This window comes from Humidesulfovibrio sp., assembly GCF_031082295.1.
Classification (GTDB): domain Bacteria; phylum Desulfobacterota; class Desulfovibrionia; order Desulfovibrionales; family Desulfovibrionaceae; genus Humidesulfovibrio.
Genome location: NZ_JAVHLD010000001.1, coordinates 220,570 through 240,282 on the forward strand (window position 1 = coordinate 220,570; position 19,713 = coordinate 240,282).

34 protein-coding genes are annotated in these 19,713 nt (G+C 60.8%); 4 read left to right on the forward strand and 30 right to left on the reverse strand.

Annotated features, from left to right (window positions below; genetic code table 11):
* Positions 1-6: 6 nt before the first annotated feature.
* Entirely contained in the window at positions 7-849 is an 843-nt protein-coding gene (locus RDU24_RS00965; RefSeq protein ID WP_308733851.1) for a 1,4-dihydroxy-6-naphthoate synthase, read from the reverse strand.
* A 135-nt stretch (positions 850-984) separates the two neighbouring features.
* On the opposite strand from RDU24_RS00965, the gene RDU24_RS00970 reads away from it, so the two are divergent.
* From RDU24_RS00970 to RDU24_RS00985, 4 genes are read left to right on the forward strand one after another with little or no spacing between them, the layout of a single operon-like run.
* Positions 985-1,656, forward strand: a complete 672-nt coding sequence (locus tag RDU24_RS00970) for a TetR/AcrR family transcriptional regulator (protein ID WP_308733852.1) — start codon at positions 985-987, stop codon at positions 1,654-1,656.
* Complete coding sequence (gene mqnE / locus RDU24_RS00975) at positions 1,649-2,788, forward strand: aminofutalosine synthase MqnE (RefSeq protein WP_308733853.1); 1,140 nt, start codon at positions 1,649-1,651, stop codon at positions 2,786-2,788. The genes RDU24_RS00970 and mqnE overlap by 8 nt, the downstream gene beginning before the upstream one ends.
* Positions 2,789-2,790: 2 nt before the next feature.
* The gene (gene mqnC / locus RDU24_RS00980) at positions 2,791-3,864 is read left to right on the forward strand and encodes a cyclic dehypoxanthinyl futalosine synthase (protein WP_308733854.1); all 1,074 of its coding nucleotides are present in this window, start codon (positions 2,791-2,793) and stop codon (positions 3,862-3,864) included.
* Entirely contained in the window at positions 3,864-4,712 is an 849-nt protein-coding gene (locus RDU24_RS00985; protein WP_308733855.1) for a menaquinone biosynthetic enzyme MqnA/MqnD family protein, read from the forward strand. The genes mqnC and RDU24_RS00985 overlap by 1 nt, the downstream gene beginning before the upstream one ends.
* Positions 4,713-4,723: 11 nt before the next feature.
* On the opposite strand, the gene RDU24_RS00990 is transcribed toward RDU24_RS00985, so the two are convergent.
* The 29 genes from RDU24_RS00990 to rplC all read right to left on the reverse strand — a co-directional run bounded on the left by RDU24_RS00990 (position 4,724) and on the right by rplC (position 19,706).
* Positions 4,724-5,620: a selenium metabolism-associated LysR family transcriptional regulator gene (locus RDU24_RS00990; protein ID WP_308733856.1), complete on the reverse strand. Its 897-nt coding sequence runs from the start codon at positions 5,618-5,620 to the stop codon at positions 4,724-4,726.
* A 104-nt stretch (positions 5,621-5,724) separates the two neighbouring features.
* Positions 5,725-6,279 carry a 50S ribosomal protein L17 gene (gene rplQ, locus RDU24_RS00995; RefSeq protein WP_308733857.1) on the reverse strand — a complete coding sequence of 185 codons (555 nt, stop codon included), beginning with the start codon at positions 6,277-6,279 and terminating at the stop codon, positions 5,725-5,727.
* Positions 6,269-7,309 carry a DNA-directed RNA polymerase subunit alpha gene (locus tag RDU24_RS01000; RefSeq protein WP_308733858.1) on the reverse strand — a complete coding sequence of 347 codons (1,041 nt, stop codon included), beginning with the start codon at positions 7,307-7,309 and terminating at the stop codon, positions 6,269-6,271. Before RDU24_RS01000 ends, rplQ begins: the two co-directional genes overlap by 11 nt.
* Positions 7,310-7,321: 12 nt before the next feature.
* The gene (gene rpsD, locus RDU24_RS01005) at positions 7,322-7,948 is read right to left on the reverse strand and encodes a 30S ribosomal protein S4 (RefSeq protein WP_308733859.1); all 627 of its coding nucleotides are present in this window, start codon (positions 7,946-7,948) and stop codon (positions 7,322-7,324) included.
* Positions 7,949-7,966: 18 nt separating this feature from the next.
* Positions 7,967-8,353: a 30S ribosomal protein S11 gene (rpsK, locus tag RDU24_RS01010; RefSeq protein WP_308733860.1), complete on the reverse strand. Its 387-nt coding sequence runs from the start codon at positions 8,351-8,353 to the stop codon at positions 7,967-7,969.
* A gap of 108 nt (positions 8,354-8,461) precedes the next feature.
* Positions 8,462-8,839 carry a 30S ribosomal protein S13 gene (gene rpsM, locus RDU24_RS01015; protein WP_308733861.1) on the reverse strand — a complete coding sequence of 126 codons (378 nt, stop codon included), beginning with the start codon at positions 8,837-8,839 and terminating at the stop codon, positions 8,462-8,464.
* A 15-nt stretch (positions 8,840-8,854) separates the two neighbouring features.
* Positions 8,855-8,968, reverse strand: a complete 114-nt coding sequence (gene rpmJ / locus RDU24_RS01020; RefSeq protein ID WP_089271614.1) for a 50S ribosomal protein L36 — start codon at positions 8,966-8,968, stop codon at positions 8,855-8,857.
* Positions 8,969-9,104: 136 nt separating this feature from the next.
* Positions 9,105-9,875: a type I methionyl aminopeptidase gene (gene map / locus RDU24_RS01025; protein WP_308733862.1), complete on the reverse strand. Its 771-nt coding sequence runs from the start codon at positions 9,873-9,875 to the stop codon at positions 9,105-9,107.
* Positions 9,876-9,879: 4 nt separating this feature from the next.
* Positions 9,880-11,193 carry a preprotein translocase subunit SecY gene (secY, locus tag RDU24_RS01030; protein WP_308733863.1) on the reverse strand — a complete coding sequence of 438 codons (1,314 nt, stop codon included), beginning with the start codon at positions 11,191-11,193 and terminating at the stop codon, positions 9,880-9,882.
* 5 nt (positions 11,194-11,198) lie between these two features.
* On the reverse strand, positions 11,199-11,645 hold the full coding sequence (rplO, locus tag RDU24_RS01035; protein ID WP_308733864.1) for a 50S ribosomal protein L15: 447 nt from the start codon (positions 11,643-11,645) through the stop codon (positions 11,199-11,201).
* A complete protein-coding gene (gene rpmD / locus RDU24_RS01040; protein ID WP_308733865.1) occupies positions 11,642-11,815 on the reverse strand; it encodes a 50S ribosomal protein L30 in 174 nt (57 codons plus the stop codon). The genes rplO and rpmD overlap by 4 nt, the downstream gene beginning before the upstream one ends.
* Positions 11,816-11,847: 32 nt before the next feature.
* A complete protein-coding gene (rpsE, locus tag RDU24_RS01045) occupies positions 11,848-12,339 on the reverse strand; it encodes a 30S ribosomal protein S5 (RefSeq protein ID WP_308733866.1) in 492 nt (163 codons plus the stop codon).
* Positions 12,340-12,353: 14 nt separating this feature from the next.
* On the reverse strand, positions 12,354-12,713 hold the full coding sequence (gene rplR, locus RDU24_RS01050) for a 50S ribosomal protein L18 (protein ID WP_308733867.1): 360 nt from the start codon (positions 12,711-12,713) through the stop codon (positions 12,354-12,356).
* A 12-nt stretch (positions 12,714-12,725) separates the two neighbouring features.
* Positions 12,726-13,265: a 50S ribosomal protein L6 gene (gene rplF / locus RDU24_RS01055; protein WP_308733868.1), complete on the reverse strand. Its 540-nt coding sequence runs from the start codon at positions 13,263-13,265 to the stop codon at positions 12,726-12,728.
* Positions 13,266-13,276: 11 nt separating this feature from the next.
* Complete coding sequence (gene rpsH, locus RDU24_RS01060; protein ID WP_308733869.1) at positions 13,277-13,660, reverse strand: 30S ribosomal protein S8; 384 nt, start codon at positions 13,658-13,660, stop codon at positions 13,277-13,279.
* A gap of 18 nt (positions 13,661-13,678) precedes the next feature.
* Positions 13,679-13,864, reverse strand: a complete 186-nt coding sequence (locus RDU24_RS01065; RefSeq protein ID WP_308733870.1) for a type Z 30S ribosomal protein S14 — start codon at positions 13,862-13,864, stop codon at positions 13,679-13,681.
* A gap of 12 nt (positions 13,865-13,876) precedes the next feature.
* Complete coding sequence (gene rplE / locus RDU24_RS01070) at positions 13,877-14,416, reverse strand: 50S ribosomal protein L5 (RefSeq protein WP_308733871.1); 540 nt, start codon at positions 14,414-14,416, stop codon at positions 13,877-13,879.
* An 8-nt stretch (positions 14,417-14,424) separates the two neighbouring features.
* Complete coding sequence (rplX, locus tag RDU24_RS01075) at positions 14,425-14,745, reverse strand: 50S ribosomal protein L24 (RefSeq protein ID WP_374989734.1); 321 nt, start codon at positions 14,743-14,745, stop codon at positions 14,425-14,427.
* A 31-nt stretch (positions 14,746-14,776) separates the two neighbouring features.
* Complete coding sequence (rplN, locus tag RDU24_RS01080) at positions 14,777-15,145, reverse strand: 50S ribosomal protein L14 (protein WP_308733872.1); 369 nt, start codon at positions 15,143-15,145, stop codon at positions 14,777-14,779.
* Positions 15,146-15,153: 8 nt separating this feature from the next.
* Positions 15,154-15,420: a 30S ribosomal protein S17 gene (rpsQ, locus tag RDU24_RS01085; protein WP_308733873.1), complete on the reverse strand. Its 267-nt coding sequence runs from the start codon at positions 15,418-15,420 to the stop codon at positions 15,154-15,156.
* Positions 15,421-15,423: 3 nt separating this feature from the next.
* Positions 15,424-15,618, reverse strand: a complete 195-nt coding sequence (gene rpmC / locus RDU24_RS01090; protein WP_308733874.1) for a 50S ribosomal protein L29 — start codon at positions 15,616-15,618, stop codon at positions 15,424-15,426.
* Positions 15,618-16,034, reverse strand: a complete 417-nt coding sequence (gene rplP, locus RDU24_RS01095) for a 50S ribosomal protein L16 (protein ID WP_308733875.1) — start codon at positions 16,032-16,034, stop codon at positions 15,618-15,620. The genes rpmC and rplP overlap by 1 nt, the downstream gene beginning before the upstream one ends.
* A gap of 1 nt (position 16,035) precedes the next feature.
* Positions 16,036-16,674, reverse strand: a complete 639-nt coding sequence (gene rpsC / locus RDU24_RS01100) for a 30S ribosomal protein S3 (protein ID WP_308733876.1) — start codon at positions 16,672-16,674, stop codon at positions 16,036-16,038.
* Positions 16,675-16,683: 9 nt separating this feature from the next.
* Positions 16,684-17,016 (reverse strand): 50S ribosomal protein L22, encoded by a 333-nt coding sequence (rplV, locus tag RDU24_RS01105; protein ID WP_308733877.1) that lies wholly within the window; start codon positions 17,014-17,016, stop codon positions 16,684-16,686.
* An 11-nt stretch (positions 17,017-17,027) separates the two neighbouring features.
* On the reverse strand, positions 17,028-17,306 hold the full coding sequence (gene rpsS, locus RDU24_RS01110) for a 30S ribosomal protein S19 (protein WP_308733878.1): 279 nt from the start codon (positions 17,304-17,306) through the stop codon (positions 17,028-17,030).
* Between the two features lie 9 nt (positions 17,307-17,315).
* The gene (gene rplB, locus RDU24_RS01115; protein ID WP_308733879.1) at positions 17,316-18,146 is read right to left on the reverse strand and encodes a 50S ribosomal protein L2; all 831 of its coding nucleotides are present in this window, start codon (positions 18,144-18,146) and stop codon (positions 17,316-17,318) included.
* Positions 18,147-18,148: 2 nt separating this feature from the next.
* Positions 18,149-18,439, reverse strand: coding sequence for a 50S ribosomal protein L23 (rplW, locus tag RDU24_RS01120; RefSeq protein ID WP_308733880.1), 291 nt, complete (start codon positions 18,437-18,439; stop codon positions 18,149-18,151).
* A 1-nt stretch (position 18,440) separates the two neighbouring features.
* On the reverse strand, positions 18,441-19,061 hold the full coding sequence (gene rplD / locus RDU24_RS01125) for a 50S ribosomal protein L4 (protein WP_308733881.1): 621 nt from the start codon (positions 19,059-19,061) through the stop codon (positions 18,441-18,443).
* A 12-nt stretch (positions 19,062-19,073) separates the two neighbouring features.
* On the reverse strand, positions 19,074-19,706 hold the full coding sequence (gene rplC / locus RDU24_RS01130; protein WP_308733882.1) for a 50S ribosomal protein L3: 633 nt from the start codon (positions 19,704-19,706) through the stop codon (positions 19,074-19,076).
* Positions 19,707-19,713 lie beyond the last annotated feature (7 nt).

Sequence of the window (19,713 nt, forward strand, 5' to 3'; positions counted from 1 at the left end):
CAGGCGCTATGCCTCCAGAAACACGTCCGGCGGCAGGTCGCCCAGTCCTTCCGCGCGGCGAGCCTCGGCCAGGAGTGCCAGAGTGGCGGCCTCGCCTTCCGGCCCGATGTCCAGGCTGGCCTCGGTGACGAAGGTCTCGATATGCCGGGCGATGACGCCCTCGTCCATCTCCTGGGCGTGCTGCCGGATGTAGCCGAGGCTGGCCTCGGGGTGTGCGCGTGCGTGCTCCAGGCTGGCGCGGATGCCAGCGTTGACGGCCCGGGCAAGATCAAGCCCGAGCGACCGGCGCAGGATGATGCAGCCCAGCGGAATGGGCAGGCCGCGGTCCTCCTCCCACCAGGCGCCCAGGTCGAGCAGCCGCGTGAGGCCGTGCTCGGCGTAGGTGAAACGCCCCTCGTGGATGACCACCCCGGCTGCGCACCCGCCGCTGGTGACGGCGGGCATGACCTGGTCGTACACCAGCTCGACGAGTTCAGGCCTGATGCCGCGCTCCCGGCAGAGCAGGCCGAAGATGAGGTTGGCGGTGGTGCGTCGGCCCGGGATGGCCACGCGCTTGCCATGCAGATCTTCCAGGCGCTGCCCCTGGCTGGACACCAGAATCGGCCCGACGCCGCGCCCCAATGCCCCGCCCGCGCGCAGCAGACGGTATTCGCCAAGCACACCGGCGGCCGCCGCCACGGAAACCTTGCAAACATCCGGCAGCCCGGCGCTCGCGGCCTCGTTCAGGCGCTCCACATCGGCCAGGGTGATGCCGAACTCCACCCCCGGGACGCGCACAAGGCCGGCGGCCAGCGCATGGAAGATGAACGTGTCGTTGGGGCAGGGCGAGTAGTGGAACTGCAGGCGCATGGAATCCTCCGGCTGGGCCGCCTGTTCATTGACACGGAGCGGACGCGGGCATAGAAGTGACCACCTGGTCATTCCCACGCAGACTACCCAACCATGCCCCGGGAGGCAAGCGCCTTCCGCAAGGAAACCCGGCAGATGAACCTTTCGCGCTCGACATTCGACAACCTGGACCCGCAAAAACAGCGGCGCGTGCTGGACGAGTCCCTGCGCGAGTTCGCCGAGCGGGGCTACAACCAGGCCAGCATCAACCGCATCGTGGCGCGGCTGGATATCGCCAAGGGCTCGCTCTTCCAATACTTCGGCAGCAAGGAAGGGCTGTTCAAGCATCTCTTCCGCAAGGCCGTGGACGAGATCAAGGCCCCGCTCCGCGCGATCCGCGACGCCAGGGGAGCGGAGAGCTTCCCCGAGCGCCTGAAGCGCGTCTTTTCCGCCAGCGCGGCCTTTGCCCAGGCCCACCCGTTCCTCTGGAGCATCTACCGGCGCATGCTGACCCAGGAGGACTTTCCGCTCCGGGCCACCCTGCTCACCGAGGTCCGCGCCGAGGCTTTGACTTTTTTCCGCGAGCTGGTCGAGCTTGGCCAGCAGCGCGGGGAGGTTCGCGCCGACCTGGACCCGGCCCTGGCGGCCTTTGTCATCGAGGCCACGCTGGACCGCGCGCTGAGCGCCCAGGACTCGTCCGTGCTCGACGCGGGCCTTGGGCTTTCCGCCGATGCCGACACGCGCCAGGCACGCCTGGACGCCCTGGCCGAGGCCCTGTGCCTGGGCTTTTCGCAATCCGCAGCAGTCGAAGGAGTGACGCATGTCTAAGATATTGGGCCATGACCTGAAACGATACGAGGCGCTGGGCCTGGGCGCGATCGCCCGCAAGGTCCACGCCGGGGAGCGCCTGAGCCTTGCCGAGGGCCACGCGCTCTTCGACTGCACGGACGTGACCGCCGTGGGCGCCCTGGCGCACGCACGCCGCACCGCCCTGCACGGCGACCGCACCTTCTACGTGGTCAACCGGCACATCAACTACACGAACGTTTGCATCAACGGCTGCGCCTTCTGCGCCTATCAACGCGAAAAGGGCCAGGACGGCGGCTTCGAGCTTTCCGTGGCGGATGCCGTGGAGCGCCTGCTGGAGGCGCCCCTGCCTCCGCGTGAAGTGCACATCGTGGGCGGCTGCCACCCGGACCTGCACCTGTCGTTTTTCGTGGAGCTGCTCTCCACTGTGCAAAATGCCCTGCCGGACGCCGCGCTCAAGTGCTTCACGGCGGTAGAAATCGCCCACTTCGCCAGGCTTGAGGGCATCAGCACCAGGGAGGTGCTGCAGGTCCTGAAGAACGCCGGATTGGCCATGCTGCCGGGCGGCGGGGCCGAAATCTTCGCGCCAGAGGTGCGCCGCCGCATCTGCCCCAAAAAGTCCAGCGCCGAGGAATGGCTGCGCATTCACGGGGAGGCGCATGCGCTCGGGCTGGCCACCAACTGCACCATGCTCTTCGGGCACCTGGAGAGCATCGACGACCGCCTGGACCACCTGGACCGCCTGCGCACCCAGCAAGACAAGACCGGTGGCTTCACCTGCTTCATCCCCCTGCCCTTCCAGACCGAGAACAGCGCCATCAAGGTGGAGCGCCCGCTCACGGGGCTGGACGAGCTGCGGACCATCGCCGTGTCCCGCCTCATGCTCGACAACATCCCGCACGTGAAGGCCTACTGGGTCATGCTCACGGTGAAGCAGGCCCAGGCCGCGCTGTTCTTCGGTGCCGACGACCTGGACGGAACCGTTGTGGAGGAGAAGATCGGACACATGGCCGGGGCAACCAGCAGGCAAGAGCTCACCAAGTCCCAGCTACAGGACATGATCCGTGGCATGGGCCTGACCCCGGTGGAACGCGACGCGCGATTCAAGCCCATCAGCGACGAGGAGCGCCGCTCCGCGCTTCAGGAGGCCTAGGCATGAGCCAGATCATCCAGCAGATTCTCGACGAGGCGGCGGAGGGCCGCAGGCTGACCCTGGACGAGGCCAGACTGCTTCAGCGCGAGGCCGGTCTGCACGACCTTGGCCATGCCGCCCACCGCGTGCGGTTGCGCAAGCACCCGGAGCCGGTGGTCACCTACGTGGTGGACCGGAACATCAACTACAGCAACGTCTGCGTTTGCGCCTGCCGCTTCTGCGCCTACTTCCGAGCGCCCGGCAACGACGAGTGCTTCGTGCTCAGCTTCGAGGAGATCGGCAAAAAGATCGAGGAGACCATCGCCCTGGGCGGCACCCAGATCCTCATGCAGGGCGGGCACCACCCGGACCTGCCCCTGTCCTGGTACGAGGACATGCTGGCCCACATCAAAGCCAATTACGACATCCACGTGCATGCCTTCTCGCCCCCGGAGATCGTGCACTTCGCCAAGATCTCCGGGCTCACCACGGCCCAGGTCATCGAACGCCTGAAGGCCGCCGGGCTCGACTCCATCCCGGGCGGCGGGGCTGAGATCCTCGTGGACCGCGTGCGCGCGACCGTCTCGCCGAACAAATGCCCGGCAGGCCAGTGGCTGAGCGTCATGGAGGAGGCCCACAAGCAGGGGCTGCGCACCACCGCCACCATGATGTTCGGACATGAGGAAACCGAGCTAGAGCGCCTGGAGCACCTGTTCGCCGTGCGCGACAGCCAGGACAGGACGGGGGGCTTCACGGCCTTCATTCCCTGGACCTTCCAGCCGGACAATACGAGCATCGAGGCCCGGCCCCTCAGCAGTCCGGAGTACCTGCGCATGCTGGCGCTCTCGCGCCTGGTGCTGGACAACGTGGACAACGTGCAGGTGTCCTGGGTCACCATGGGACCGAAAATCGCCCAGCTGGCGCTCTACTTCGGCGGCAACGACTTCGGCTCCACCATGATCGAGGAGAACGTGGTGCGCGCCGCCGGAGTCAGCTTCCGGTTGTCGCAGCACGAGATCGACACCCTGGTGCGCGCCGCCGGGTTCGAACCGCGCCAGCGGCGCATGGACTACCGGCTTGTGGAGGCGCAGGGCTGATGCCGGAAAATGATCGCGCTCCGATCCGGCTTGGCCGCATCGGCTATCTGAACGTGCTGCCCCTGCACTATCCCCTAGAGACCGGGGTGCTCAGCGGCAACTTCGAGCTTGTGTCCGGTCCGCCAGCGGAGCTCAACCAGCTCATGGACCAGGGCAGGCTGGACCTTTCTGGCTGCTCGTGCATCGAGTACGCACGGCACCCGGAGAAGTACTACATCGTGCCGGACCTGGCCATCGGCAGCCGGGGACCGGTGCAGAGCGTGCTGCTGCTCTGCCGCACCCGGCCTGAGGACCTGCACGGCAAGACCATTCTTGTCAGCGCCCAGACGCACACCTCCGCGGCGCTTGTAGACCTCTTGCTCAAACGCCACGTCGGGGTGGCCCCGCGCTACCAGACAGGCGACGCCACTGGGTTGCTGGCCGCAGGGGAACGGCCCGAGGCCATCCTGTGCATCGGGGATGAGGCGCTGAACCTGAGGAGGCATCCCGACTACCCAGGCCGCATGGACCTGGGTGACGCCTGGCGCCAGTGGACGGGCCAGCCGTTCATCTTCGGGCTGTGGATCGCGAACAGGGAGACTGTACGGGCGAGGCGAGGCGAGGTTCAGGCCGGCGCCAGGCTGCTCATCGAGGCCAAGCGCTGGGGACAGTCGAATCTGACGGAAATCTCAGCGGTTGCAGCACAGAACAGCATCCTCACCGAGCAGGAGATGCGCTCCTACTTCGAGGGGCTGGTCTACGACTTGGGTGCGGAGGAACTGGCGGGGCTGAAGCTGTTTTACAAAATGCTCGCAGGGGCTCGCGTCATCGATGCAGCCCCGCCACTGGAGTTCCTGCCCCTTGACTGAAATCGCTGGGCCTAGCCGCCAGCGGAATTCCGCACGTGCTCGATGAAGAGGTTTGCGGCAGGCAGGAGTTCGCGCCCCTGACGCTGGATGAGGTAGAAGGAACGCTCCAGAACCTGGGGCATGACCTCAAGCGCCACAAGCTCGCCGCGCTCAAGATATGGCTGGGCCGCCAGCCGCGAAACCACGCTCACACCAAGGCCCGCGCGGGAGCACTGCAAGGCGGCCTCGGTGCTTTCCACCCACAGAGAGACCTTGAGTTCGCCGATGGACATGCCTGCGCCCTTGAGCAGGGTCTCGAGGTAGCGCCGCGTGCCGGAACCACGCTCGCGCAGGATCCACGGCCAGGGCCGAAGGTCCTTGAGGCTTTTGGGAGCTGGCCTGGCGGCAGCGATGTCGGCTGCTGCGACAAGCACAAGTTCATCACGACGCAACGGGTAGAAGGCGATACCCTGCTGCTCCGGCTGGGAGCCGACGACGCCAAGCTCAAGGCGCCCCTGGCCGACCTGGCGGATGATGGAATCCGTGTCGCCAATGGTCAAATGAACGCGCAGGGAGGGATACAAGGCGAGAAAAGTCTTGAGCAGGTTTGGCAGGATGTAATTGGCCGGGATGGTGCTGCCGCCCAAAAGCAGGTCGCCAACAACCATGTCACGCAACAATCCGATCTCCGAGTTGATGCGACCTACCTGCTGAAAGACCTGCTTCGCCCCTCTATAGAGAACCTCACCAGCTTGCGTTGGCAACACTGTACGTCCCAGACGATCAAACAAAGGGACTCCGAGTTCTTCTTCCAGGTTGGCGACATGAGCACTTATGGTCGGCTGGGAGAGCTGCAACTCCAAACCAGCCTTGGAGAAACTTTTAAGTTCATAGACCTTGCAAAAGGCCTCTAGCTTACGAAAGTCCATTGACAACCTCCGATGTTTGGAGTGTCATACATTGGTCATCCCGATAGCGCAAGCAAAAAAAGAGGGTGGACAAGCCACCCTCTCGATTACTCATAGATATAGCTCTATTCAGCTGCGGGCTCTTTCTTTGCCTTGGGGGTCTTTGCCTTGGGAGCAGCCTTTTCACCTTCTGCCTTGGGGGCTTTGGGGGTCTTGGGCTTTGCAACCTTGGCAGGCTTCTCAGCCTTTTCCTCGGCCTTGTCCTCGCTCTTGGCAGCAGCCTTCGGCGCTTCCACAGCGGGTTCTTCAACCTTCTTTTCAGCCAGCTTGGTCAACTCGAAGATGACCATGGGAGCGGCATCGCCAGGACGCACAGTGGAGAGCTTCACGATGCGGGTGTATCCACCCTGACCGCCAGCGTAGCGCGGTCCGACGTTGTCGAACAGGTGCTGCACCAGCTTGTGGTTGCCAAGAATTTTGAAGGCCTGGCGACGAGCCGGGAGGTCGTTCTTCAGGGCCAGAGTGATCAGCCCATCTACCACGCCGCGAAGCTCCTTGGCCTTGGCCTCGGTCGTGCGGATGGTTTCGTGAGCCATGACGGCACGCGCCATGTTCTTGAACATGGCCTTACGGTGCGAGCTGTTCCGGTTCAGCTTTCTTCCGGACTTATTATGCCTCATTTCTGTCTTTCCTCTTGAGCAATTCCTGGAATTTCTTCTCGGAGGTCTCGTCGGTCATGCCGAAGCGCAGGTCCATGCTTTCGAGCACACGACGGATCTCGTCCAGGGACTTGCGGCCAAAGTTCTTGGTCTTGAGCATGGCGTTCTCTGTGCGCTGAACCAGTTCGCCAACGTATGCGATGTTGGCGGCCTTAAGGCAATTGGTGGCGCGCACAGAGAGCTCAAGCTCGTCAATGCTCTTAAGCAGGTTCGGGTTAAGATCAAGATCGTTATCGGCGCTCTTTTTCTTATCCGAAGAAGTCTCATCGAAGTTGATGAAGACGGAGAGCTGATCCTTGAGGATCTTCGCGCTGTATGCCACGGCGTCCTCGGGGGACAGCGAGCCGTCAGTCCACACTTCGAGCAGAAGCTTGTCGTAGTTGGTCATCTGGCCGACGCGAGCCTGCTCCACCATGTAGGCAACTTTCCGCACTGGCGAAAAACTGGCGTCCAGGGTGATGAGACCAATCTCGTCGTCCAGGCCCTCGTGCATCTCGGAGGGCACATAGCCCTTGCCCATACGGATCTCAAGTTCCATGCGGAACTCGCGGTCCTCGGACAGGGTGGCGATGTGCTGCTCAGGGTTGAGCACGCGGACGTTCTGGTTCTCCTTGATATTTCCAGCCGTCACCGGCCCCTTCTTCTTGGCCTCGAGGACAAGCTTCTGGGGTTCGACGCTGGTCATGGCCAAGCGAACCTGCTTCAAGTTGAGGACGATCTCGGTGACGTCCTCAAGCACACCTTTGACGGTGGTAAACTCGTGCTGCACTCCTTCGATCTGGGCGGCGACGATAGCCGCGCCCTGGAGGGAGGACAGGAGCACCCGGCGCAAGGAGTTGCCAATGGTGGTGGCAAATCCGCGCTCCAGGGGCTCACACACAAACTTACCATACATCTCGGTGGACTTGGGGTCGCGCGCGAGCTGTTCCGGCTTTACCAGCTCGGACCAGTTGCGTGTGTTGATAAGCTTGTCGCCGTTTTGAATAAGCATGCTTACCCCTGCTTATTTGGAGTACAGTTCGACGATGAGCTGCTCGTTGATCGGGAACTGGATATCCTCACGGGTCGGCAGCGCCTTTACCACGCCCTTGAAGGCTGCGCCATCGCTTTCGAGCCAGGAAGGGCATCCGCGACGAGCAACAACCTGCTGGGCCTCGGTAATGACAGGAACCTTGCGGCTCTTTTCACGCACCTCGATGACGTCGCTCGGGCGCACCATCAGGGACGGGATATTGACCTTTCGGCCATTGAGCACGAACAGGCCGTGACGCACCATCTGGCGGGCCTGATCCCGGGAATTGGCAAAGCCAAGGCGATAGACGACATTGTCGAGGCGGCGCTCAAGGAGAATGAGCAGGTTGGCGCCAGTGACGCCTTTCTGCGCTTCAGCACGCTCGAAGTAGTTGCGGAACTGGCCTTCGAGAATGCCGTACATGCGGCGCACGCGCTGCTTTTCACGCAGCTGAACGGCGTAGTCGGTGAGCTTCTTGCGAAGCTTGCCGGCAAAACCAGGAGCGTACGGACGGCGCTCATAGGCGCACTTATCCGTGAAGCAACGGTCGCCCTTGAGGAAAAGCTTCTGGCCTTCGCGGCGGCAGAGCCTGCATTTCGCTTCGGTGTAACGAGCCAAGTTGATTCCTCCTTGATCTTAGACGCGACGGCGTTTGGGAGGCCGGCAGCCGTTATGCGGAATGGGGGTCACGTCGCGGATGAAGCTCACTTTCATTCCAACGTTGTTGATGGCGCGCATGGCAGCCTCGCGACCGGAGCCGGGTCCCTTGACGAAGATGCCGACAAGACGCATTCCGCAATCCTGCGCCTTGCGGGCGGCAGTTTCAGCGGCGATCTGTGCGGCAAAGGGCGTGCTTTTGCGGGAGCCCTTAAAGGAAGCGCCAGCGCTAGCGCAGCTCACCACATTCCCCTTCAGGTCAGTGAAGGAAATAATGGTGTTGTTGAAGCTGGCATGCACGTGGACCAAGCCCACCGGAATGCTCTTCTTCTCTTTCTTTTTCCCAGTGCGACGGGGTTTAGCCATGTCTGTCCTCGCTTCGCCCGGAGGCGATTATGTGCTTCTTTCAGGAAATGCCGATGCGCCATGATCGCTCATGGCGTCATCCGGCGTAGTCCGAGCCTTAAGCCGTGACTACTTGGTGGGCTTTTTCTTGCCCATCACGGTGCGCCGCGGCCCCTTGCGGGTGCGGGCATTGGTGTGGCTGCGCTGTCCGCGGACCGGCAGGCCCTTGCGGTGACGCAGGCCACGGTAGCAGCCAATGTCCATGAGGCGCTTGATGTTCTGCGTCACATCACGGCGCAGGTCACCTTCGACCTTGTGGTTGGCCTCGATCTCAACACGAATGAGGTTCACGTCCTCATTGGAGAGATTGTCGGTATTTTTGGTCCAATCGATCCCGACAGTGTCAAGGATCTTAAGCGCCGTCGTATGGCCAATGCCATAGATGTACGTCAGCGCGATGTCCAGCCGCTTGTTTCTGGGCAGATCAACGCCAGCAATGCGAGCCACTCTCGTACCCCTCTCTTAACCCTGACGCTGCTTATGACGGGGATCTTCACAGATAACCCGCAAAACGCCGCGCCGACGGATGATTTTGCACTTGGGACACATCTTCTTTACCGAAGGCCGAACTTTCATGCCCTACTCCACTTTGCTTGGCACCTAAGAACCAGCGCCATTCTTCAGCATTATGCCAGGCCTTGGGCCAAGCGTTTTACACACAAACTTGAGACGGAGGAAAATATATGCCTTATCAAGGAAAGGCAAGCTTTTTCTAACCACTCACAGTCAGAATAATCGGTCCTTCCGTCGTCACCGCCACAGTATGCTCAAAATGAGCTGCCAATTTGCGGTCCTTGGTCACTGCTGTCCAGCGATCCTCAAGAACCTCAACGTCGAAGCTGCCCTCAGTGACCATGGGTTCAATGGCCAAAACCATTCCAGGCTTAAGAGTGACCCCTGAAAGCCCCCTGGGCACGAAATTCGGAATTTCCGGTTTCTCGTGCAGTTTCACTCCAATTCCATGCCCCACAAAACGCCGAACAACACCGAATCCGGCACCCTCAACACAATCCTGAACAGCTGCGCTGATGTTATAGAGGTTGTTGCCGCTCAAGGCTTGGGCAATACCCAACTCAAGAGACTCGCTAGTCACATCCATGAGTCGGCGAGCAACAGGACTGACTTCGCCAACAGCGAATGTGCGTGCGGAGTCTCCATGAAACCCGGCAGCTATTACCCCCATGTCTATGCTCACGATGTCACCTTCCTTCAGGATGTGCTCCCTGGAAGGAAAACCGTGCACAATGACCTCATTCACTGAGCAACAGATCGCGAAGGGAAACCCAAGATACCCTAAAAATGCCGGGCGAACCTTGAATTGATCGCACATCTTGCGGGCAATGTCTTCAAAGAGCATGGTCGGCACGCCTGGTTTAACAGCCTGGCCGATTTCGTCCAAAATCAGGGAGACGATGCGACCGGCCTCACGCATGAGACCGATCTCCTTCTCGTTCTTGAGAAAGATCCCTCTGGCTTTTTTCAAGCCGCTACCTGCCCTTGGCACGGGCCTTGTTGCCCATGAGACCTTCATACTGACGGGATATCAGGTAGGACTCGATCTTCCCCATAAAGTCCATGGCAACGCCAACCACGATAAGCAGGCTGGTACCGCCAAAATAGAAAGGTATGTTGAACTGGCTGATGAGCATCATCGGCAGCACGCAGATGAGAGACATGTAGAGCGCTCCCCACAACGTGATGCGCGCCAGAACACGGTCAATGTATTCACGGGTTTTGGCCCCAGGACGAATTCCCGGTATGAAGCCACCCTGCTTCTGAATATTCTCGCTGATACCCTTGGGGTCAAAGAGAATTGCGGTGTAGAAGTAAGAGAAGAACAGGATAAGCCCGATGAAAGCCACATTGTAGATGACAGACGAGGGGCTCATGTACTGGGATATGTTCTGCAACCACTCGACACTGGAGAAATTCGCCAAGGTCGCAGGGAAGAGCAGGATGCTCGATGCGAAAATGGGAGGAATGACGCCAGCGGTGTTGATACGCAGAGGCAGATGCGTGGTCTGTCCACCGACCATCTTCCGACCGAGCATGCGCTTGGCATAGTGGATGGGGATGCGGCGCTGGCCACGCTCAACAAAGACGATGAAGGCAAGGGTGGCGGCCATGAGCACACCGATGAGCAGCAGGATGATGAGCGAAAGCTCGCCAGCCGTCATCAGGCGCACTGTGTTCATCACAGCCGAGGGAAGCCCGGCCACAATGCCCGCGAAGATGATCATGGAGATGCCGTTGCCGATGCCCTTCTCGGTCATCTGCTCGCCAAGCCACATGAGAAAGACGGTACCGGCTGTAAGGGTGATCATCGTCACCAAGCGGAAGCCCCAGCCAGAGAACAGCACAAGGGACGCGCCAGTCGGGCTGGACATGCTCTCAAGGCCAACGGCGACGCCGAGTCCCTGAACACACGTGATGAGGACCGTCCCATAACGGGTGTACTGGGTGATCTTCTTGCGCCCCTCGGCGCCATCATCCTTGCTCAAACGCTTCAATTCGGGGCTGACCACGGACAGAAGCTGCAGGATGATGGAGGCCGAGATGTAGGGCATGATGCCCAGTGCGAAAATGGACAGTTTCTTCAAGCCGCCGCCGGAGAACATATCGAACAGGCCGAACAGGGTGTTCGAGGCGCTGTTGAAGAATTCCGTCAGCGCGTGGCTGTCCACGCCCGGCACCGGGATGTGAATCCCGAGGCGGTAAACGGCCAGAAGAACGAAGGTCCAGATGAGCTTCTTCTTCAGCTCAGGCAGTCGGGCGAGATTTTCAACACCGGAGAGTGCCACAGATACTATCCTTCCAGAGCTTTGACGGTTCCGCCAGCCTTGGTGATCTTCTCCGCGGCAGCAGCGCTGAAGCGGTGGGCCTCGATGGACACCTTGACGGTGACATCGCCACGGGAAAGGACCTTCAGCGGCATGCCGCCCTTGCACAGGCCACGGGCGTACACGGCTTCCATGGTGATCTCTTCGACACCGGGGAAGGCAGCCAGAAGCTGGTCAAGGTTGATGGCCTCATAAACGACGCGGTGCGGGTTCTTGAAGCCACGCTTGGGCAGACGGCGGGCCAGAGGCATCTGACCGCCTTCGAACCAAGCCGGACGACCACCGCCGGAGCGGGAGTTCTGGCCCTTGTTGCCGCGCCCGGAGGTGCAGCCGGAGCCGGAGCCGGGACCGCGACCAACGCGCTTGCGCTGGGCGTACTCTTCCGGGAAGGGATACAGTTCGTGCAGTCTCATGACTTGGTGACCTCAATCAGGTGATTCACTTTCGCGATCATGCCCGCGACGGCGGGAGCTTCCTCAAAAGACTTTTCCTGCCGGATGCGCTTGAGGCCCAGCGCGTCCAGAGTCTGGCGCTGTTTGGGCGTACAACCGATGCGGCTGCGGACGAGTTTAATCTTGTACACGGTGGACCTCGCTTATCAGACCCGGGAAGGGTCTACTTCCTGGGGGTGGAAACCGTCTTGCCGCGCACGTCGGAAACGCTTTCTGCGCTGCGCAGGGCGGCCAGGCCACACATGGTGGCACGCAAGACGTTGTGCGGATTGCTGGTGCCGATGGCCTTGGTCAGGATGTCGTGGACGCCCACGGCCTCCATGACCGCACGCACCGGGCCGCCGGCAATGATGCCGGTACCACGGCTGGCGGGCTTCAGCATGACGCGACCGGCGCCGAAGCGTCCCAGGACCTCGTAAGGCAGGGTTCCGTCCAGCACGGGAACGGTGATCATGTCCTTGCGGGCGCGATCCGTCGCCTTGCGAATGGCCTCGGGCACTTCGTTGGCCTTGCCCAGGCCGAAGCCGACCTTGCCCTGACCGTCGCCGACGACGACCAGGCAGCTGAAGCTGAACCTGCGGCCGCCCTTGACGACTTTGGCAACGCGGTTGAGATAAACGATCTTCTCGATGAAGCCGGAATCATTCTGTTCCATTTTTAGACCCACCCCTAGAATTTGAGGCCGCCCTCGCGGGCGCCATCGGCAAGGGCCTTGATTCGGCCGTGGTAAAGGTACCCGTTGCGATCAAAGACGCAGGCTTCGATATTCTTGGCCTTGGCCTTCTCCGCTATGTCCTTGCCCACACTGGCGGCGCCCTCGCGGTTGGCCCGGGCGGCACTGCCAGCGCGGGTCATGGTCAGCGTGGAAGAGCTGACAAGGGTGCAGCCGGTCTCGTCGTCCACGAGCTGGGCGTAAATGTGCACGTTGGAGCGGAACACCACAAGCCTGGGCTTGCTCTCGGTTCCGTTCACCTTCTTGCGGATGCGCAGCTTCCTGCGATGCCGCGCTTGTTCTTTGGTCATCTTCATCGCCGCACTCCGCTATTTTTTGGAACCGGACTTGCCGGCCTTACGCCTGATGTGTTCTTCGATGTACTTGATGCCCTTGCCCTTATACGGCTCAGGCGGACGCACACGTCGAATCTGCGCGGCCACTTCACCCAAAAGCTGCTTGTCGATGCCGGTGAGGTGCAACTTGTTGCCCTCAATGGCGGCGTCGATGCCCTGCGGCAGAGGGTACTCCACCGGGTGAGAAAAGCCCACAGTGAGCACAACGCTCTTACCCTGAACAGCGACCTTGTAGCCGACGCCGATAACCTCAAGGGTCTTCTGGAAGCCCTTGGTCACGCCCTCAACGCAGTTGGCGAGAAGGGTGCGGCGCAGACCGTGCTGAGCGCAGGCGACACGGGACTCATCGACCCGGGAGACCAGCATTTCATTTCCTTCCATCACGTAGGTGACGGCAGGATGCACGGGGGTGGACAAGGTACCCTTCGGGCCCTTGATCTGCACGGCGTCAGCGCCGACTTTCACCTCCACCCCGGCAGGGATGGGAACAGGTTTTTTCCCGATACGAGACATGTTTACCTCTTCTACCAGATTTCACAAAGGAGTTCGCCGCCGATCTTATCGGCGGTGGCCTGGTCACCAGCGAGCAGACCGCGAGAAGTGGAGATGATGCAGATACCCAGGCCGTTCTGAACCTTGGGGATATCTTCAACGCCCACGTAAACGCGACGCCCGGGGGTGCTGACCTTCTTGAGCCCGCTGATGGCGGACTTGCCAGACGCGTACTTCAGGGTCAGCTTCAGCTTGCCCTCGGCACTGGCGCACTCGGAAATGTAACCCTCAGCCTTGAGGATCTCGGCGATGGCCGCCTTCATCTTGGACGCGGGCATTTCCACAGTGGAGTGGAAGGCGCCGTGCGCGTTGCGGATGCGGGCGAGCATGTCGGCAATGGGATCAGAAACAGACATAGTCAGATCTCCTTGGACTTACCAGCTGGATTTACGCACGCCGGGGAGTTCGCCGGCCAGGGACTTGTTGCGGAAGCAGATACGGCAGCAGCCGTACTTGCGCAAATAAGCCCTGGAGCGTCCACATATGGGGCAGCGATTGTAAGCCCGGACCTTGAACTTCGGCTTGCGTTGGGCTTTCACCCTGAGACTTGTCCTGGCCAAACCGGTTTCCTCCTATTTTTTGAAAGGCATGCCAAGGAGGTCGAGCAGAAGCTTGCCTTCCTTGTCCGTCTTCGCGGTGGTGGAGATGGTGATATTCATGCCCTTGACCTTTTCCACTTTGTCGATCTCCAACTCAAAGAAGATCGTGTGTTCCTTGATACCCATGGTGAAATTGCCACGGCCATCAAAGCCTCGGTCGGGCACACCGCGGAAGTCGCGGACACGGGGCAGAGCGAAGCTCACCAGCTTGTCGTAGAAGTCCCACATGCGGTCACCGCGAAGGGTCACGCGGCAGCCGACTGGCTGGCCTTCGCGCAGCTTAAAGGCGGCGATTGACTTCTTGGCCTTGGTGACAACGGCCTTCTGACCGGCCAGCTTGGTCAACTCAATGACAGCCTCGTCGATGAGCTTGGCGTTCTGGCTGGCTTCACCCAGACCGATGTTGAGCGAAATCTTGGTGATCTTGGGGATCTCCATTGTGCTCTTGTAGCCGAACTCTTTCTGGAGTTCGCCGGCAATCTTCTCGTTGTAAACTGTTTCAAGGCGTCTCATGGCGCAACCTACTGGATGGTTTCGTTACACTTCTTGCAGAAGCGAACTTTCTTGCCGTCTTCATTCACCCGGTAGCCGACGCGCGTGGCCTTGGTGCAGGCATTGCACACCACGGCGACGTTGGAGACATGCACGGGGGCTTCCTTTTCCACGATGCCGCCGGGCTGGTTGGCGTAGGGGTTAGCCTTGGTGTGGCGGCTAACCTTGTTGGCGCCCTCGACAAGGATGCGGTCCTTCTTGCGAAGGATCTTGAGCACCTTGCCGATCTTTCCCTTGTCTTTGCCGGCAAGGATCATCACCTTGTCGTCTTTACGAATCTTGCAGTTCATGATGCTATCCTTTCGTCCCAATACCGGCAGCCTAGAGGACTTCCGGGGCCAGGGAGACGATCTTCATGAAGTTCTTCAGACGCAGCTCGCGCGCAACGGGTCCGAAAATACGGGTACCCAGCGGCTCGTTTGCATTGTTCAGCAGAACGGCAGAGTTGGTGTCGAACCGAATGAAGGAACCGTCAGGACGGCCAACTTCTTTCTTGGTGCGCACAACAACGGCCTTCATCACAGCGCCCTTCTTCACTTTGGAATGGGGCATGGCTTCCTTGACGGAGACGACGATGATGTCGCCCACCGAGGCGTAACGGCGCTTGGAGCCACCGAGCACCTTGATGCAGCACAACAGCTTGGCGCCGGAGTTATCGGCGACGTCGAGATTGGTTTCGCTCTGGATCATAACTGTACCTACACCGCTTTCTCAACGATTTTGGACAGGTGCCAACGCTTGCGCGCGCTCAAAGGGCGGTGCTCGACGATGGTGACCGTATCCCCAATCCCGCAGTCGTTGTTGGGATCATGGGCCATGAACTTCTTGCGGCGGCGGATGTATTTCTTGAACAGCGGATGCTTGATGAGCGTCGCGACGCTGACCACGATGGTCTTGTCGCCCTTGTCGCTCACCACGACGCCGGTGAGAGTCCGCCTGTTTGATTCGTGAGTCGTCTCGGACATGGCCTATGCTCCCATTGCGCGCTGAGTCTGAATGGTCAGAATGCGCGCGATGACTTTCTTGACAGCGGGGATGCGCTGAGTGTTCTCCAGCTGCGCGGTGGCGTGCTGGAAACGAAGGTTGAAAAGCTCCTTGCGCAGGTCGGCCAGCTTGTTGCTGAGCTCGGCCGCGTCCAGGGCCCGCAGTTCCTTGGCGTCCATTATTCAGCGCCCTCCTTGACCACGATAACAGTCTTGACGGACAGCTTGTGCATGGCGCGGGTCAGAGCGACCTTCGCCACCTCAAGATCAACGCCCTTGACTTCATACAGGATGCGCCCGGCGCGGATGGGAGCAGCCCATCCCTCAGGGGCGCCCTTGCCGGAACCCATGCGGGTTTCAGCGGGCTTCTTGGTGATGGGGTAGTCGGGGAACATGCGGATCCAGACCTTACCGCCGCGCTTGATGTGGCGCATGATGGCGATACGTGCGGCCTCGATCTCCTGGCTCGACAGCTTACCCGGCTCCAGACACTTCAGGGCCACATCGCCGAAAGCGATGGTGCTGCCCTTCACAGCGGGACCCTTGATGCGTCCCTTCTGCTTCTTGCGGTATTTGAGTTTCTTTGGCGAGAGCATGTTACTTTCCTACCTTGTCAAGAATCTCACCCTTGAAGATCCAGACCCGGACGCCGATGATGCCGTACGTGGTCTTGGCGGTCGCGTAACCGTAGTCGATGTCGGCGCGCAGGGTGTGCAGGGGCACGCGGCCGTCACGGTACCACTCGGAGCGGGCGATTTCAGCACCGGCCAGGCGGCCAGCGCAAGCGACCTTGATGCCCTCGGCCCCGAACTTGCGGGACAGGGCGACGGTGCGCTTCATGGCGCGGCGGAAAGCCACGCGGCGCTCCAGCTGGGTGGCGATGCTTTCAGCCACAAGCTGAGCCTCAACCTCGGGACGACGGATTTCGTTCACCTCGATGGTGATGTCCTGTCCGAATTCCTTCTTGAGGTCGTCACGCAGCTTCTCGATCTCCGCGCCCTTGCGACCGATGACGATGCCGGGACGTGCGGTGTGCAGGACAAGGCGAACCTTGCCGCCGGCGCGCTCGATCTCGATTTTGGCGAGACCGGCGTGATACAACTTTTTCTTAACCCACTTACGGAGCTGATCGTCCTGGAGCACGAAGGCCGGATAGTCCTTCTTGCTGAACCAGCGGGAAAGCCAGTTCTTGGTATACCCCAGGCGGAACCCGATCGGATGTACTTTCTGACCCATGGCGCCCCCCTACTTTTCCTTCACGATGACGGTTATGTGGCTGGTGCGCTTCTTGATCCGGTAGGCGCGGCCCATGGCGCGAGGCATGATGCGCTTCTGCGTCGGACCTTCGTTCACCATCACATTCCCCACCACGAGGGCGTCCACGTCGCAGCCGGGCATCTGTCCGGCATTGGCGATGGCCGAGTACAGCACCTTGCTGATCATCTGGGCCGATTTCTTGGGCGTGAACTTCAGGATGTTGAGCGCATCCTCAACCGGCTTGCCCTTGATGTTCTCCGCCACGATTCGCACCTTGCGCGCGGAAATGCGCAGGTACTTGGCGATAGCTTTGGCTTCCATTGCTGCGCTCCCTACTTGCCCTTGGATTTCTTGTCCGCAGCGTGTCCGAAGAAGGTGCGGGTGGGCGAAAATTCACCCAACTTGTGCCCGACCATATTCTCCGTCACGAACACGGGAATGAACTTCCGGCCATTGTGGACCGCAAAGGTGAGTCCAACCATCTCGGGAAGAATGGTGGACCTGCGGGACCAGGTTTTGATGACACGACGGTCCTTGTTTTCGTTGGCGGTATCGGCCTTCTTCTGAAGGTGTCCGTCCACGAAGGGACCTTTCTTGATTGATCTGGCCATGTGCTACTCCTACTTCTGCCCGCGGCGCTTGACGATAAGCTTGGAGGACGACTTCTTCGGCTTGCGGGTCTTGTAACCCTTGCTCGGCATGCCCCAAGGGGAACACGGATGCCTGCCGCCGGAGCTTCTGCCCTCGCCGCCGCCCAGAGGATGGTCGACCGGGTTCATTGCCACGCCGCGTACTTCAGGGCGACGGCCCTTCCAGCGATTGCGGCCGGCCTTGCCCAGGGTGATCTTCTCGTGGTGGATGTTGCCCACCTGGCCGATGGTGGCCATGCAGTGGGAGAGCACCTTGCGCACCTCGCCAGAGGGCAGGCGAAGCAGGGCGTAAGCGCCCTCCTTGGCCACCAGCTGGGCGTAGGCTCCGGCTGCGCGGCAGAACTGGCCGCCACGGCCGGGGTGCAGCTCTATATTATGGATGACAGTACCAACCGGGATCTTGGACAGCACAAGCGCGTTGCCGGGCTTGATGTCAGCGGACTCGCCGGAGAGGATCTGATCGCCAACCTTGAGGCCCAGAGGAGCCAGGATGTAGCGCTTCTCGCCATCGGCGTAGTGCAGAAGGGCGATGCGCGCGCTGCGGTTGGGGTCGTACTCCACGAACGCAACCTTGGCCGGAATCCCGGTCTTGTTGCGACGGAAGTCGATCTCACGGTACAGGCGCTTATGCCCGCCGCCACGGCGACGAGAAGTGATGCGGCCGAAGTGATTGCGACCGGACTTTTTGCACAGACCACTGGTGAGGGACGGTTCCGGAGTGCTCCGGGTGATCTCCTCAAAGGTGGAGATGGTCTGGAACCGGCGTCCAGCCGAAGTGGGTTTTACCTTGCGGACGGACATGTCTAAACTCCCTCGAAGAACTCAATTTTGTCGCCCTTGGCCAGGGTGACGAAGGCCTTCTTGTATCCCGACACCTTGCCAATGGTCCGCCCATGGCGGATGCGGCGGGAGGGACGCCTGCGGACGATGTTCACAGCCTCGACCTTGACGTTGAAGGCGGCCTCAACGGCGCGCTTGACCTCGATCTTGTTGGCGGTATTCGCCACCACGAAAGACACCTGATTCAGGTACTCCTTCGCGAGGTTGGCCTTCTCGGTGATGACCGGGCGGATGATAATTTTAGTGTAGTCCATGCTACTTCAACCTCTCCTGAACGGAAACAGCGGCGCTCTCAAGCATCACCAGCTTCGGGTACAGCAACACATCGTATGCGTTGAGTTTATCAGCCGGGAGCAGCTTGATGCCAGGCAGATTACGCGCCGAAAGAAGGAGGTTATTATCCACTTCCTTAAAAACAATCAAGGCTTTTTCCAATCCGAGGGTCTTGGCGACCTCGGCGAAGCGCTTGGTTTTCACGTCAGGAAGGTCGATCCCCTTCAGCACCAGCAGATTGTCTTCGCTCAAACGCGCGGACAAGGCCATCTTCAGCGCGAGGCGGCGGACCTTGCGGTTCACCTTGAACTCGTAGCTGCGGGGAGAAGGCCCGAAGATGATCGCGCCGCCGCGCCAAATGGGCGAACGGCTGGAACCGGCACGGGCGTGGCCCGTCCCCTTCTGCTTCCAGGGCTTCTTGCCGCCGCCGGAAACGAAGGCGCGGGTCTTGGTGGCGTGAGTGCCGACGCGCTTGGCGGCCAGCTGGGCACGCACCACCAGGTGCATGATCTCGGGGCGGACTTCCACCTCGAAGATCTCCGGGGACAGATCGAGGCTGCCCACTTCCTTTTTGCTCTGGTCGAACACGGTAACAGTTGCCATGATTGTGTCCTTCTACCCGGCCTTGCGGATCATCACCAAGCCGTTTCTGCAGCCGGGCACCTGGCCCTTGACCACGATGATGTTTTCCTCGGGACGGACATCGACGATCTCCACGCTGGACAAAGTCACGCGCTCATCGCCCATGTGACCGGCCATCTTCTTGCCCTTGAACACGCGGGAGGGCTCGGTGTTGGTGCCGATGGAACCGGCGGAGCGGTGAACCTTCTCGGCGCCGTGGGATGCCTTGAGGCCCTTGAAGTTGTAACGCTTCATGACGCCCTGGAAGCCCTTGCCCTTGGAGGTGCCGGTGACCTTCACCTTCTCGCCAGGCTGGAAGATGTCGACAGTGATGTCCTGACCGACCTCATAGCCTTCGACCGCCTCCAAAGGGAACTCCTTCAGGTGGCGGTAGAAGCCCTTGCCGGCCTTGGCCTGATGGCCCTTGGCGGGCTTGGTGAGCTTGCGCTCGGGGATGACGTCGAAGCCGACCTGCAGCGCGTTGTAGCCTTCCTTCTCCGAGGTCTTGACCTGGAGAACCGGGCAGGGTCCGGCGCTGATGACCGTGACGGGCACAACGGTGCCGTCAGGGGCAAAGATGCGGGTCATGCCGAGTTTGCGGCCGAGGAGTCCGAGAGTCTTTGACATATCTCTC